9 protein-coding genes and 2 pseudogenes are annotated in these 15128 nt (G+C 56.3%); 8 read left to right on the plus strand and 3 right to left on the minus strand.

Features of this window, described 5'->3' with window-relative positions; genetic code table 11:
• Positions 1-25: 25 nt before the first annotated feature.
• Positions 26-817, minus strand: a complete 792-nt coding sequence (locus CWO91_RS29285; protein WP_130218529.1) for a class I SAM-dependent methyltransferase — start codon at positions 815-817, stop codon at positions 26-28.
• Positions 818-2045: 1228 nt separating this feature from the next.
• On the opposite strand from CWO91_RS29285, the gene CWO91_RS29290 reads away from it, so the two are divergent.
• On the plus strand, positions 2046-3470 hold the full coding sequence (locus CWO91_RS29290; protein ID WP_130218531.1) for an MATE family efflux transporter: 1425 nt from the start codon (positions 2046-2048) through the stop codon (positions 3468-3470).
• A 15-nt stretch (positions 3471-3485) separates the two neighbouring features.
• Here the strand turns inward: CWO91_RS29290 and CWO91_RS29295 are convergent, their stop codons facing one another.
• Entirely contained in the window at positions 3486-3911 is a 426-nt protein-coding gene (locus CWO91_RS29295) for a hypothetical protein (RefSeq protein ID WP_130218533.1), read from the minus strand.
• 1051 nt (positions 3912-4962) lie between these two features.
• On the opposite strand from CWO91_RS29295, the gene CWO91_RS29300 reads away from it, so the two are divergent.
• On the plus strand, positions 4963-5310 hold the full coding sequence (locus tag CWO91_RS29300) for a hypothetical protein (protein WP_130218535.1): 348 nt from the start codon (positions 4963-4965) through the stop codon (positions 5308-5310).
• 97 nt (positions 5311-5407) lie between these two features.
• Here CWO91_RS29300 and ectB read toward each other — a convergent pair whose 3' ends face one another.
• The gene (gene ectB / locus CWO91_RS29305) at positions 5408-6703 is read right to left on the minus strand and encodes a diaminobutyrate--2-oxoglutarate transaminase (protein ID WP_245471416.1); all 1296 of its coding nucleotides are present in this window, start codon (positions 6701-6703) and stop codon (positions 5408-5410) included.
• 1398 nt (positions 6704-8101) lie between these two features.
• Here ectB and CWO91_RS29310 point away from each other — a divergent pair.
• The 6 genes and pseudogenes from CWO91_RS29310 to CWO91_RS29330 all read left to right on the plus strand — a co-directional run.
• The gene (locus CWO91_RS29310; protein ID WP_130218537.1) at positions 8102-8995 is read left to right on the plus strand and encodes an NAD(P)H-dependent flavin oxidoreductase; all 894 of its coding nucleotides are present in this window, start codon (positions 8102-8104) and stop codon (positions 8993-8995) included.
• A 72-nt stretch (positions 8996-9067) separates the two neighbouring features.
• Entirely contained in the window at positions 9068-10195 is a 1128-nt protein-coding gene (locus tag CWO91_RS29315) for an acyl-CoA dehydrogenase family protein (RefSeq protein WP_130218539.1), read from the plus strand.
• Between the two features lie 457 nt (positions 10196-10652).
• The gene (locus tag CWO91_RS43815) at positions 10653-11360 is read left to right on the plus strand and encodes a hypothetical protein (protein ID WP_208753080.1); all 708 of its coding nucleotides are present in this window, start codon (positions 10653-10655) and stop codon (positions 11358-11360) included.
• A 721-nt stretch (positions 11361-12081) separates the two neighbouring features.
• Positions 12082-13266 (plus strand): annotated as a pseudogene (locus CWO91_RS45555) (IS110 family transposase); the annotation flags it as partial.
• Positions 13232-13476: pseudogene (locus CWO91_RS44625) on the plus strand (IS3 family transposase); the annotation flags it as partial. The pseudogenes CWO91_RS45555 and CWO91_RS44625, both read left to right, overlap by 35 nt.
• A gap of 913 nt (positions 13477-14389) precedes the next feature.
• The coding region (locus tag CWO91_RS29330; protein ID WP_130218541.1) for a M24 family metallopeptidase at positions 14390-15128 on the plus strand (739 nt) is incomplete at its 3' end.

The raw sequence follows: 15128 nt of genomic DNA on the forward strand, positions 1-15128 counted from the left end.
TTTGCAACGAATGAGCTGCCTGCGCTTAAGGTCTATATCCGAGCAAGGTAGTGATGTGACCTCGCTCCATAAACACTCCAGATGGCGAATACGAGAGTAACAATCGACGAATACGTGTCGTAAACTCGTCAAAGCGCGGTCCGAGGGTGCCTGGCGCAGCCACCGACGTCGCGTAAAGGTAGCCAAGAAGATGATCTATATTCCACTCGTGCTCGTAATAGTGGCGAAGTTTTGTGAGTTCCCTGAAATCGGAATCGCAAAGAACTTCTCGACTAGAGACAGTTTGCACAGGCCCAAAGGCCTCGGGGCCTGTCGGAAACCTGCCTCCCCAGAACTCCTTGATGTCACACAGCATGGCATCATACCATTCTCGAGGTTCTGACTCTTTCAGCTTGCGGCTGATGATCGCAACACAGCCATCCGGTTTGAGTATTTTGGCTAATTTTGCCAAGACGATTCCTCGATCCATGTACTGGAACGAATTCGCAATTGCTGCGATATCAAATGACGATTTTGGCTCGTCCAGATCTTCAGATCTCGAGACCAAAAACTCGATGTTCTTGACGCCGAGGCGCTCTGCTGCGCGCTTTCCTTCTCTGATCATTTCCTCGCTTGGGTCGACTGAAAGCACATTCGCAATTGAACGCGCCAAGGGAATGCCGATCTGCCCCGTGCCAGCGCCAAGGTCGAGCGCACGACTGCTGTCGGAGAGTCTGCAAACACGAACCAATGATCGGAAGAAATCCTCTGGAAACGGTATCATGTACCGCGCGTAATAGGGGGCCGCACCTCGAAACAGTTCGCTCGTCAGTCTCATGACTGCCTCCGTACAGTTCGTTCTATTACCGCCACGGCGCTCGAAAGAATGGTCGTCGAGCGCCGTGTACGACGACGAGATCCTGATTCCCCCACATTGCCGCTTTAGCGAGACTCTATGGGCTTACAATTGCCGGCAGACCGGCCATCCACAGACCCAATCCATGGACTTCTGAAGCTTTCACGCGTGGCGCTGCAGCCCGAGATCTTCCTTATGCCCATACGGAGAGCTCACGGATTGTGGAGACCTGAGGCCGGCGAGCATCTCTGCAGGTGACATCACACCATCAACCGTCGGCGAGGTATGTTGCATATTGAAGTCCGGCGGCAATTGATCATGGCATGCTCGTTAACACGTCTCCCAGCTACATAAATCACCATCCTTGCTAGTTGACTGCAGCATAACTTGATTTGTTTCGTTAGCCGGTTTGCTGAGCTTTTGCGTGTGTTGACGCTTCGTTCACGATCGGCGGCCGCTAGGGGCATCTCAAATGTGTCGCGAGACAAAGGTCGAGGTGAGCGTCATAGCAGAGGCATACGTTCCTACTTGGGATGGAGGAGGCACGTCCCAACTTCGTCTATAGGTCCACAGACCGACAGGTTGTGTACGGCAGTCAGGATTAGGGCCTGCATTGTAGAGAGCGGTGATCAGCAGCACGCGCAGGTGAAATATCGGATCATCGCCTCTCGCAATATTTGGCCACCGGGGCGGCATTCTTGCTTCCGTGGCCCTCCAAAATTGGCTCAATGGCCGCGCTTGCAGCGGCCGCTTCTGAGACAGATGACAAGACTTGCGCCGTTGTCGGATTTGCGAACTGCTATTCGGGCCTGGGACACGATCGCTGAAGCAAAATAGCGCTGAGTGCTAGCACGCCTGCAGTTGGCATGAAGCTTGAAGCAGAGATGATATCCATTCCAGAATTGCTCAAGGAAAACGCCGTTGTAGCACGCACTGTCTTCTGCTTCGTCCTGAGATATGCCTCCTTGTGCGGAGCTTGACGCTCGCTCGCTGTACGAAAACGTCGACTGTTTCAGCGTGCTTGCGGATTGCAGCGTAGATCTGAGCTCGCCGCGCGAAAGCCGAACAGAGCCGGTCAAGCCAGAGCAGGTCCAGCCGGCGGTGCGCTTTGTCTTGCGAACTTCAGCTAGATCCCAGGCGCAGATCGGAAACGAGAACCCGCCAGGGAAGCAACAGATCATTTGTCGGCGGCAGAAAGGCAATGATTGCAATGGACAACAAAGTCGAAACAAAGTCGGCGTCGGCTTCGCATAGCCGAACGATCAGACGGACGGGGCGCCATCAGCTCGCTGTCGAGCTCAGCGAGACCGTTAAGCTTGCGTTGCCCATGGTTCTAGTCCAGCTTGGGCAGATCGCGATGATGATGACAGATGTCGCGTTCATTGGACAGATGGGTGATGAGGCGCTCGCCGCGACAGCACTGGCCGGCAGGGTCTATCTAGTTAGCTTTACTTTCGGCGCTGGCTTGGTAGCGCCGATCACAATGTTGACGGCGCAGGCGTTCGGGGCAGATAATCTTGCGTTAGTGCGGCGCTCGCTGCGCATGGGACTCTGGGTGGCGCTGATGCTGTCATTGCCAGTCATTGCCTTTGCGCTTCGGGGAGAGCAACTTCTGTTCGCTTTCGATCAGGAACCGGACCTGGCGTGGCTAGCTCAGCAGTATCTGTTTGGGTTGTCCTGGGGCGTGGCGCCGGCGCTATCTTTCCTGGCTCTACGTAACTTCATGGGCGCGGTCAAACGGCCCGAACCGATATTATGGATTACGCTCGCCGCCATCCCGGTCAACGCCCTGCTCGCATACTTGCTAATTTATGGCAAACTTGGTTTGCCCCGGCTCGAGCTGTTTGGGGCTGGTCTTGCAACGTCTCTAGTGAACTGTGGAACGTTTTTAGCCGGTTTGTGGTTTACTACACGGCGCCCCTTTCGTGAGTACCAGGTGCTTGCGCAATTTTGGCGGTTTGATTGGCTCTTGTTCCGGCAATTGATCGTGACGGGAACGCCGATCTCAATCGCCTCCTTAATCGGATACGGAATGATATCGGCCGCGGCGCTCCTGTCAGGATGGATTGGCATCAATGCACTTGCCGCTTTTCAGATTGTGCTTCAGGTTGCAGCGATCCTGTTCATGATTTCTTTCGGCATCAGCACGGCGGCGACCGTACGCGTGAGTCAGGCTGTCGGCCGCAACGATGGCGTCGGCGTAAAGCGAGCAGGCCTGACTGCGATCATGCTCGGTATGGTCATCGCCACGATTTTAAGTCTTGCGGTGATACCTGCGCGTTTTGCGATCGTCGCGTTATTTCTTGGCGAATCGGCCGGCGATCCCGATACGACCATCGGGCTCGCTGTAGAGCTGCTTTTGGTCAGTGCCACCTTGTTTATCACGGACGCCGTGGGAAGCATTGCGGCTGGCGGCCTGCGCGGCATTAGGGACACGCGGGTGCCGCTTCTGTTGGATGTCATCGCCTATTGGCTGATCGGCTTTCCGTTTTGCTATATTCTGGGTTTCAAGATGGACCTTGGAGCCATTGGAATCTGGATTGGATTATCAGTCGGGACGACCGTCCGCTCGATTGTTCTCGTCTTACGTTTCCGGCTGCTCGCAAACAAGCTTGCTTTTCAGAGCTATACTTGAGAACCCGGTGCGAGCTCACTTCATCGTAAATTCACACAAAGGAGGATGGCATGCTGGGGCGGGGAGACATATAGGCTGACGACATCGCGCACCTTGGCCACGAAACCCGGGTCGGTCGAGAGCTTGAACGTCTTCATCGGATGCGGCTGAAAACCGAGGGTTCGCCAGATGCGCTGCACGGTTAAGACCGATGTCCGCTTTCCTTCGCCATGCCGCGCGAGCTCCAGTGGGGCGCAAAGCGCCGACGCTACTTGCCGACGGCACCACACCAAGCTTCACCGCCACCTGCTGGTTCTGGCTGCCTTCCGCAGAGGCCAGGACGATCCGGAACTTCAGCACCTGAGCTTGGGCCGTCTTTCGGCGGCGCACCGACGCCTTCAGCTCAGCCCGACCGATGGCCGCATTCAGCTCGATCAAGACATCGCCGAGTGCGGTATCCATCCTATGGTGCTTAATCGCTATAGCCCACTCTTCTACGGCTACGAGCACGGAGTGGAGAACTTGGCCAGCATCGTCTCGCTGCTCGAGACCTCCAAGCTAGCGGACGTCGATCGCACTTACGTGCGACGAAGTTTGTCACCTCTGGCCCGCCGCTCGCATCGACGAGCCCTATGCCAGTTTGCGCGCTGAGCATTCCAGAAAACCTGAACTCGCCGCTTGACGCCACCTCCCGCCGGAGACTCAAGCCATCAGACGGTGTGCCCTCGTCGTATAGCTGGCCGATGTTGTGGCCGATCGGGGCCGACTTTTTGCGCGCGAAGGCTAAGTAACGCACGATCGTGAGGGCGAAACAGAAGGGGCGACTATTAGCTCGATTCTCTCAGGCTGAGAGAACTCTTTCCTCAACTCATCGCCAGTTCGCCAAAAAAGCCAATCGTCGTCAATAATGTTTTCGTCCATCAGCTGCAATATCGATCCCCCTGGTTCATAATGTGTATATCCGTATTGTGCAATGAGCCCCTTATCTAGTGACCAACGCCCTGTGAGTCCGCATAAGAAGTCAGGGCCCCACAAAGCGAAAGACATGGCGTGCATGATTGGTGATGTGATCTTCGACAGCCCCTTTCCTCTATAGTCTCTCCGGACCCAATAATCTCCGTGATAAGCTACTTTTCCGGTTATCTTTCTCGCGCTTGGCGCTGAGCAAGTACAATGGTCCTCAGGATGTGCATGTACGGACGGTTCGGCGTAGAATGCCTTCAGCGACTGAAGGTGTTCTGCGAGGTTGCTAGCCGAAAGATCATAGAGCCGAGCAGCCGCTAACACCGCAACATCGTTATTCTTATCAAGACCAATGATCCAATACCCTTCGCCCGGTTTAATTGGCGAGCGATCTGGCCGGAAGTTTGGATATGTCCTGCCCTTTGTTGGAGTGGTCAGTGTAACCGAGACATACTCATGAAAGTCGTAGCCTATCAAAAGTTTGATCTCTTTGTGAGCCAGGGCGTCGTCATTTATGTGAAGAAACCTTGAGATGCACAACGAATTAGCCATGCTTGTCATTCTGGAGATGTCCTATGGTAGTGAGCTGCGTGAAGCTCGCCTCGTCGAACTAGTGGGCAGCAAGTTCCCGGATCTGAAGCAAGTATCAGGTAACGCTATCGGGCGACGCGCAACGCAGAAGGCAATCGGCGGCACCGAGCGGCTCAGGCATAAGGCCGCATCTCAAGAGGCTCGTGTAGAACTCGGCCATGGGCCTCCAGTGCCGCTTCATCACGATTTCTGCGATAGCATGTGCTCGTGCTGTGTCTGCAAACAGCTTCAACAACGTGATTTGGTAATCCGCCCCCTCGGATTCAAAGCCGCACCAGCCACGCGGCGCAAATCTCGCATCAGGTGATCGGAGCTGAGCCCGCCGACTAAGATCTTTTCGGTGTACTCGACTCGGTAGCTCCAGCATTCCTTGCTTTTGACTTCATGTGAACCACCACTGGGCCTCAAATTAGGGCGGCTCTGTATCTCAATGTTTCCATCAACGACTCCTCAAATATGTCAAGACCCTGAATTAGGGTCTCGTGGTCGATCGTGAGTGCAGGCAGAATTTTCAGCACCTGATCATCCGGCCCGCATCGTTCGATCATCAGTCCTTTTTCGAATCCTTTCCGTGCCGTTCCCTCCGCGACGTCCGCCAGTTTGCAATCAAAACCGAATGCCATACCCCGGCCCCTAACAGAGAATCCGTTCCCGTGCTTGGACGCAATGGCCTGAAGTCGATTGCGGATAACTTCTTCCATGCGCCGAATACTTTCCGAGAATCCCGGAGTGCGCCAATAAAGATCTATAGCTGATGTTGCAGAGACGAGCGCAAGGTTATTTCCACGAAATGTACTTGTGTGTTCTCCTGGCCGCCAGGCGTCTATCTCCTCTTTGATCAAGAGCATTGATAATGGCAGCCCGTACCCACTTAGGGACTTGGACATTACCACAATGTCTGGCCACAATCCCGCGAAGTCGAAACTGAAAAACTCGCCCGTACGACCGCAGCCCATCTGCACATCGTCAACGATGAAAATTGCGCCCGCATCTCTTGCTATAGCCTGGATTGATTCCAGCCATCGCTTACCAGCTACGTTTATCCCCCCTTCTCCCTGCACTGTTTCGACTAGAATGGCGGCAGGAGAGTCGATGCCACTGCTCTTGTCCAGCAGCATCTTTCGCAGGTAGTCGGCTGTGTCGATAGCTGGGCCAAGATAGCCATCGTAAGGCATGAAAGTTGCTCCAGATATGGGGATGCTGCTGCCAATGCGATGGAAGCGATTACCGCTCGCAGCAATCGCGCCTAAACTCAGACCATGATATGCATTCGTGAATGAAATGACGTTTTGACGTCCCGTGACTTTGCGTGAAAGCTTTAAAGCCGCTTCAATGGCGTCCGCACCTGTTGGCCCTGTGAATTGAAACCGGTATTGGCGAGCTCTTTCCCGGAGAATAACGGAGCTGAAGGTCTCCATAAATTGAAGCTTCACGGGCGTAGCCATATCAAGCCCATGGACTACAGAATCCGAGGTCAGATGTTCTATAATAGCGGCTTTGATCTCGTGATTGTTGTGACCGTAATTCAGCGCACCAGCACCCGAGAGGAAGTCAATGACCTTTCGGCCGTCCTCAGTAAGCATAATGGACCCGCGCGCCAAGTTGAAAATAGCCGGAAATAGACGTGAGTATGAGCGAACGTTTGATTCTAGAGCTTCGAAGGCCTGAATATTTTTTGTCCCGCCAGTCACTCCACACATGGTGTGTCTCCTTCGCAAGCAAGTGATTCGGTGGAAGTGTCCGTGTCCGATATACACGGCTGTGGGCCACAGACCCGCCACACGTGGTCTTCAGACGGCACTTCTATCGCACGACGTTTCTTCTATTTACGCAAGAGCAAGAACGAAATGAACCTACTGATGCTAGTAGTCTTAGTAAGCAGCGCGCTTACTGCACTTCCTCTCGCCGGAACCCTACATGACGCTGCGAGCCGCAACCGAGCTTGAGCGGTCAGGTGCGTTTAGCATCATAACCGGAGGGCGGGTGGAAGCTTTTCGCTCGCGTTATTGCCGACCCCGAGCAGAACAACAGCGCTGGCCTGCTAAGCGTTGGCAGCCGCCGTATGAGAGCTTTGACCCGACCATCTCAAAAGCAGGCGTCGCACGGTCGTCGGGCGGACGCTCTGCCCTACTCCTACGGGAGGCCGTAGCTCATGGGCAATGCGATCCTATCGAGCACGTCGTCTTGGACCGCATGCACAAACAAGAAAACGCCTCTGCATTATCATCTGCGGCTTGCGCGGCGTTTCGGATTGGTCGCCTCATCCGTCCGGTCTCGGGTCGGCCACCCATCGCGCCCAGATCACTCTCCCTCTCGTTCATTCTGCCCCCGGGAGCCCGAGCGTTCGCAAGTCTCTTGCTCATGCGAGACGACCCTATCTAAAATGCGAGGACCCGACCACCGACGCATATCGCCTGCCTGGTGTTACAGCAAAGGAGTCTTCGACAAGTCCATCATCAAACTTGATCTTCAGGTGGCGAAGACTACCGGATCAATTCCTTAATGCGAAAGGCAAGCGCGGCGGCGAGACGAGAGTGAAGCCAACTCGGGGCATCGAGCCCGCTTGAGCGTCGACCAAGTTCATCTGATCTATGCTTACGTCTGTTGGGCAGCGGACAGATCAAGCCCTTGCCAAGCGGCAAGAGAGCCAAGCTGCATACCTGCCGCTCGAACTGTCAGCAGTTCCGCCCGACGTGGCGCCGCTCTTAGGTTAACGCCATCGTCCCGACAAACTTCTTGAATTTCAGATTGCGTGGCGCCGGCTGATGTCTGATGCGCGAGTTTGCTCTGACGCGAGCTCATTATCCGACGTAGGCACGTACTTTGCGCGCGTCAAGCTACCGACGCCAGTAGTTGATCAACATGACAGCTCGCCCATATTGAGAGCGCCGCTCGGCCAATTAACCGTGACGCGCTAGGGGGTCACAGCGACGAGAACCTCGTCTGAAGCAGCTTGCTTCAGCCAGCTTCGTCTACGCAGACAATACGAACCGACAGGTTGGACCACCATGCCCACAGCCGTGAATGCACGTTCTCACAGAAGCAGGCTCCCGGCTGCAATCGCTTCCCGGCTGCGCATACCCTTAATCGTCGCGCCCATGCTGCGCGTCTCCGGGGTTGATCTTGTGACTACTGTTTGCCGGTCGGGAGCTATCGGCGCGTTTCCGACGGCTAACGCCCGATCGGTTGAAGAACTTGACTTTTGGCTACACCGAATTGAGCATGATCTCGCTCAGCTGGATCGGCAGGCGGCGCCTCCCTGCCCAAACCTCATTATCCGGCAGCCGCGGTTCAAAGATGATCTTGCCTGTCTCGCCCGTCACCAAGTAGAGATGGTGATCACCAGCGTGGGATCGCCCGCTGCGGCGATCGACCCACTGCATCAAGTCGGTTGTCTCGTTTTCGCCGACGTCGCCTCACTGCGCCACGCCGAGAAAGCTATCGAAGCCGGAGCTGACGGCCTGATTCTGCTTAGTGCGGGGGCTGGCGGCCACACCGGATGGGCCAATCCCTTTGCTTTTGTTCGCGCGGTTCGCGCCATGTTTGATGGTCCAATCGTACTTTCTGGCGGTATCACCGATGGAGTTTCGCTCGCGGCGGCGCGCTTTCTTGGGTGCGAACTCGCGTATATGGGTACTTGCTTCATCGTCACGCGGGAGAGCATGGCGAGCGATACGTATCGTCAGATGTTGATTGATTGCACGCTCGACGACGTCATGCTGACCAAGGCGTTCTCGGGATTAGATGCTAACATGCTGCGGCCCTCGATCGTAGCTGCTGGTCTCGACCCATTAAAGCTCGATGAATCCGTATCGCAGTCGCTCGCGAAAGAGAAATTCGGCGGCAACAATCCCGAGGGACCGCGTCGCTGGACCGAAGTCTGGAGTGCTGGTCACTCCGTTTCAGGAGTGCACTCGATTATGGGAGCCGCCGAGCTGGTCCAGAAGCTCGGCCGAGAATATGAGGCGGCGCTAGCGAACTGGGGCGCGTAACAGGCACTTTTGGTCAGCTGCTGCCGCTCAATCCCAAAGTGGCTGATGACCCCAACTGGTTGATGAAACGATATGTATAAGCTCAAGGAAGACACAAGGGCACTCGTTGAGCTGGTTCGAAGGCTCGTCAGGGAGTACCAGGCGCCGCTAGAGGCGCGAATACTACGAGGCGATAAGCTGACGTGGGCGGACCATGAGCCAGGACGGAAAGCGGCCCATAAGGCTGGTCTCTGGGGGCTTCGCCTACCGCCCGCGCTCGGGGGCGCAGACCTTCCGTCGGTCGATCGGCTCGCCGTTATCGAAGAAAACTGCAAATGCTTGGCACCTATCCGATTCGGCGGCGATCTCACTTCCGCGATCTTTCATCTATCCGGCGAGCAAAAATCTCGTTACTTAGATCCCTGCCTCCGTGAGGCTAAGCGATATTGTTTTGCGCTGACGGAACCGAACGGTGGATCCGATCCTGCTCGCGCCATTTCGACCTATGCAAAGCGGGATAGTGACACTTGGGTCATCAGCGGCTCCAAAATTTGGATTAGCTCCTTCGAAGGAGCCGATGGCGTGTTCGTTTTTGCGCGAACAAATAGAGACAAAGGTTTCAACGGTATTTCGATGTTCGCTGTGGAAGCGGGCAATCCAGGCCTCACGGCACGTCCGTTACCGATGCTGGGCGGGCTCACGACGCACCAGCTAACTTTCGAGAATTGCAGGGTCGACGACACTGCGCTCATCGGGGCCGAAGGCACCGGATTTGCAGCCGCGCAACAGGAATTATCAGCAGCCCGGTTTGAAGTCGGCGCACAGGCGCTTGGCATTGCTCAGCGCTGCTATGAAATGATGATCGAGCACGCCAAGCAGCGCATCGTCTTCGGAAGCTCGCTTAGCGAAAAACAAGCAGTACAGTCGATGATCGTCGACTCGTGGATCGAAATCCAGCAGCACCGACTCATGATGTATGCCTGCGCAGAGAAAGATGATCGCGGCGAGGATACGCGCGTCGAAGCAGGAATAATCAAGATGATGTCAACCGAAATGGTCGGACGCATCATCGACCGCGCAATACAGATTCACGGCGCAGCTGGCTGCACATATGAGAGCCCGCTCGCGCACTGGTTTGACCAGCAGCGCATGGCGCGCATCTACGAAGGTCCCTCTGAAGTCCACAAGTATCGCGTGCTTGCCCGCAATCTGCTGGCGTGAGCACTATCCTGACTGCAATAAAGTAGTCGGTCCCGCTGAGGAGCTCGCGTGTATCGAGAGCCGATGCAAATTGGAGAGCAGCTCCCGCTAGATAGTGGCTCGAGATCTCGCTTCGAGCTATCCGCCTCGCGTCATCGTGCAGAAGAGCTATGGACGGAGGCGCCTTCAATTCAGCTCCACGTTTAGATGGAAAGACTGTATGCGACATTTCGATCCCGCTATCAAACGCATCAAAATGGCTTCGCCAAGCGCCGTATTGCCGAAGTCACCCCGAACGATAAGGTCGCGCCTCTCGAAGACGACGGCGATTTGCTTAAGTGCACCGGGTTATAAGCGTGTTTGCGAGCGGTCCAGCGGCACATTTTCGTGTTTAGTTGCGCAACACTCTGGACTCTTATGGCAATAATGGCGCGTGACACGCAGGCAAAATGCACTTTAAATGTCCTATGGATTCTACATGACTTCACAACTGCCACGCTCCCTCGGAATCCTACACCTCGAACGCGGGTCGCCGCCGGATGTAATGTCGCCCACGCCGCTGCCCGGCTCTATGCTGAATCCGGCGACCTTCGACTTCCCGGTCATCTTGGAAACAGTCCCGGGAGCTTGGGTCGAGAACGTCGTACGCGGCGATCTAGGGCTGGAGTCGGCGTTCATTGCAGCTGCCAGGCGGTTGGTCGAGCGAGGCGCCACAGCGATCAGCTCGACCTGTGGCTTCTCCATCCGACATCAGCCGGCGGTAACCGCTTCAGTAAATGTGCCGGTGGTCATGTCGAGCCTGCTGCTGGTACCGGCGCTGCTCCGTCAGCTGCCGCGCTTCGCCAAGATCGCCGTCTTGACTTATGATTCAAGGTATTGCGGCGACGATCTGCTTGGGCTCGATAATCCGATGGAGCGCGCAAGAATAATCGTTGGCGGCATCGAAGGGGGCAAATTCTGGCATGACGAATTGAAGCGTCCGGTACCTCCCACCGATGTCACCGCGATCGAGACGGACGTTGTTGGGTGCATCAGAAAACTCCGCAGGCAGCACCCGGAGATTGCTACCATCCTTTGCGAATGCGCGGCGTTCCCTTTGGTCGCCCCGGCGATCCGTCGTACAACGAAGCTACCAGTTTACGACATCACGGATCTTTGCCGGATGACAATGGCAGCCGTTGCCTAACACATGGTCACATCTCGAAGGCTGAGCGATCGCGCTATGCCCGGCCGCCCCGCGCGCAGTCCTCGCCCAACTGTATATACGCGGAGTGTAGGAAGAAGTGTGCCGACGTTCGATCAGAACTTAGAAGCGCACTTCAATTCTCGCGGCAACGAGTAAATCTCCTCCGAATTGATGGACACCTGTAGTAGGCTCGAAGAGCCAGGAGGTGTCGGATGGAAGGACGTCAACGTCGGTCGTTTACGGACGACTACAAGCGGCAAGCGTTGATCTCGTAGCGTCGAGCGGGCGCTCGATCGGATCTGTGGTCAAGGAGCTTGGCCTGCGCGATTCCGTGCTGCGGCGGTGGGTGGAGCAGCGAGGGGCCGGCTGGAGCCGACGGCGGCGACGCGGCGCCCCACGACACAGGCGGTGCAGCCGTCGGCTGACTACGCGGCAGAGATCGCGCGTTTGCAGCGAGAGAACGAGCGGCTGCGCATGGAGCGCGACATTTTAAAAAACGGTCCAGCACCGTGGCGCGCAGTAGAAACAGCCTTGTGCTATTCTCGGCGCTGGGAGGGTAGCGGCCGCTCGATTATTGGAGGCACAATCCCCGTTAAAAAACATGGTCCATGGGTGCATGCGAACTTGAGAGTGGTGACGTTGCCTGGCGACGATCCCGATTAGGAAGATGACGATTGGCATAGGCCAGACCCTCCTGCTCATCATTGAACGGAGGATTGCCATGCTGAAGAGGACGACCGGCGACCGACCGGAACTGAAGCTGGTCAACGTCGGGGCCGCCGCCATCGACATTGGATCAAAGATGCACATGGCCGCGGTGGACCCAGCTTGCACCGACGTGCCGGTGCGCTCTTTCGGTACATTCACGCAAGACCTGCATGAGCTGGCGGACTGGTTCAGAGCCTGCGCCGTGATGAGTGTCGCGATGGAATCCACTGGGGTCTATTGGATCCCGGTTTACGAAATCCTGGAGCAGGGCGGGTTTGAGGTGATCCTGGTCAATGCGCGGTACGCCAAGAACGTGCCCGGGCGCAAGACCGATGTCAGCGATGCCGCGTGGTTGCGCCAGCTTCATTCCTATGGCCTGTTACGCGGCAGCTTCCGACCTGATGCCGAGATAGCAACCCTGCGCGCGTATCTGTGCCAACGGGAGCGGCTGGTTGAATATGCCGCCGCCCATATCCAGCATATGCAGAAGGCCCTGATGGAGATGAATCTGCAGCTCCATCATGTGTCTCGGATATCACGGGCACGACCGGCATGCGGATTATCCGAGCCATCGTTGCAGCCGAGCGGAATCCTGACGTGTTTGCAACCTATCGGGACGTGCGATGCCATTCATCCATCGCGACGATCCGTGCGGCACTGGTGGGCAACGACCGGCACGAACATGTTTTCGCGCTGACCCAGTTGCTGGAACTCTACGACGTCTACCAGGCCAAGATGCTGGACTGCGACCGCAAGCTCGAGGTCCTGATCGCGGCACTGAACAATAAAGGCGCAAAGCCGGTCGGAAAGCTATCCACATCAAGACCAAACAGATCAACGCGCCTACCTTCGATGTCAGGACCGAGCTGTACGGCGCGCTCGGCGTCGATCTGACTGAGATCCATGGGTTGGGTCCATCACTGGCATTGAAGCTCGTCGGCGAGTGTGGCACCGATCTGAGGGCACGGCCGAGCGCCAAGCACTTCACCTCCTGGCTGTGCCTTGCACCAGGCAACAAAATCTCTGGCAGCAAGGTGCTTTCTTCACGTACCCGGAGGTCTTCGAGTTGGGCAGCCGCACTGTTGCGTTGGCAGCCACAACCGTTGGCAGAAGCGATACAGCGCTCGGCGCATTCTATCATGGCATGAGCTACAAAGATCCGGGTGACGCTCCCGTGCGACGTGCTCGGCGTCTCGCCGGCCGGCTATTATGCTTGGCGCTCGCGCCCGGAGAGTCGACGATCTGCTGCCAATCGTGACCTCGTGGACGACATCAGGGCGGGTCCACCGCGACACCCGCGGGCGTTATGGCAGCCCGCGTATCCATGTCGAGTTGAAGGCTCAGGGGCCGCGGGGCGAGCCGTGGTCGCATCGAGCGGTTGATGCGGCGTCGGCGGATTCAAGCGGTCGTCGCAACACCGACTATGTTCACTCACGGCAACAACTCGTCGTCACTCTGCCGACGGCTTTATCATCCCGATCGAGATGGAGCTTAAAGCAGCTTAACCCTGTCCATCTTTTCGGGGGAAGATCAAAGTACCTCCAAGAAGACTCCTGCTCGACGCATTTGGCTGGGAGCCACTGGGCGGCAGTGTCAAACCGCTGCCACTATTCCGGAAGTGTCGCAGAACGATAAGGCCCAGCGCACGCTAATCACCATGCGGGACGGACATCGGTCTGCTCGGGCTGACGGGTTGTATCGGCTGGAATAGTCCACGCCAGATTAGGTAGTGTTTCGATCTTTGTTGCAGCTGTAGCTTCCATAACGATGTATTAGGGAGCACGACAACTCCAGCACTAACCTGCAGCAACGAGTAGATCCGTTGCATGTCCCGCGTTTCTTGTAAACACATGGTGAAAGGACCGCCCAAAAGGGGTGCCATCTTTTCAATAGGAGTTTCCGTAACCATGCGAATCGAACGGACAATGTCGATAAAGCGCCCACATCTCTAACGCTCCGGCGAAGGAGTTTGGCTGGTGGGCATCGACAAAAGAACGATGCCGCGGTTTTGCAGGCCATTCGGTTGTACGACCTTCGCGTGTGAAGATGTCTTGCGCCGATCCCGGCTCCACATGGTCAGAACGAGAGAACTAATTGTCTGAATTGCGCAAACGACGAATGGATACTGTTTGGGCTGTTCGCTGGATGGCGCGTGGCCAACTTCGCCCATCCCACCAGCGTCGCGATTCGCGACACGACCAAAGCAACGAGCGCCTTCAAGTGGGCCATTGCAGCAGGAACTCGTTAGATAATCGAGAGCTGATCAGGTGCCATCCTAAACTGCGTCCTTTCATCATCTCAAACTCGACAGACCTAAGACAATGACGATAAGCAGAGCACCCCAGGTATTCCCGCGGGCAGAGTACTTGCGCAGGCTTGCCGCAGTAAAAGCAGAAATGGAACGTCGTGAGATCGGTGCACTCGTAGTAAGTAGCCCGTCGAACATCACGTACCTTACAGGTCACACGGCTTATTCCAGCTATGTCCCACAAGGACTTGTGATTTCACTCCACAAAGAAGAACCGACGTTCATCATGCGTCGCATGGATGCGCCAGCAGCCGTCCATCAGACCTTCCTCGCACCCAGCAATGTGATTGGCTATCCGGAAGACCTCATCGCCAACCCTGAGGGAAGGGACGGTTACGACGTTATCATTGACTTCCTCCATGACCATGGCCTTGCAAAACGCGGGGTGGGTCTCGAACCGGGTTTCTTGACGCTTAAGACCGGCCAGGCGCAAGAGAAGTTCAAAAAGCGACTGTCGAATGTGAAGGTCGTCGATTTTTCGAAGGCTGTCGACTGGATCCGGCTCGTCAAGTCCGATCTCGAAATTCATATTCTGCGGGAAGCGGCCGACATTGCTACCGCAGCGGTCTTGCGTGCAGCAGAAGTGATCCGTCCCGGTCTGCGGGAAGCTGACGCGGTCGCCGAGATCGCTGCGACTCTGGTGCGGGGTGCAAACGGCAAGCCTGGAACGGCACTTGCGCATCTCCTCTTGTGCGCCTCCCCACGCACGGGTACAGCCCACATCCGGTGGACCGAGGACGTCTTCCGCAATC

It is taken from the genome of Bradyrhizobium genosp. SA-3 (assembly GCF_004212635.1).
Taxonomy (GTDB): domain Bacteria; phylum Pseudomonadota; class Alphaproteobacteria; order Rhizobiales; family Xanthobacteraceae; genus Bradyrhizobium.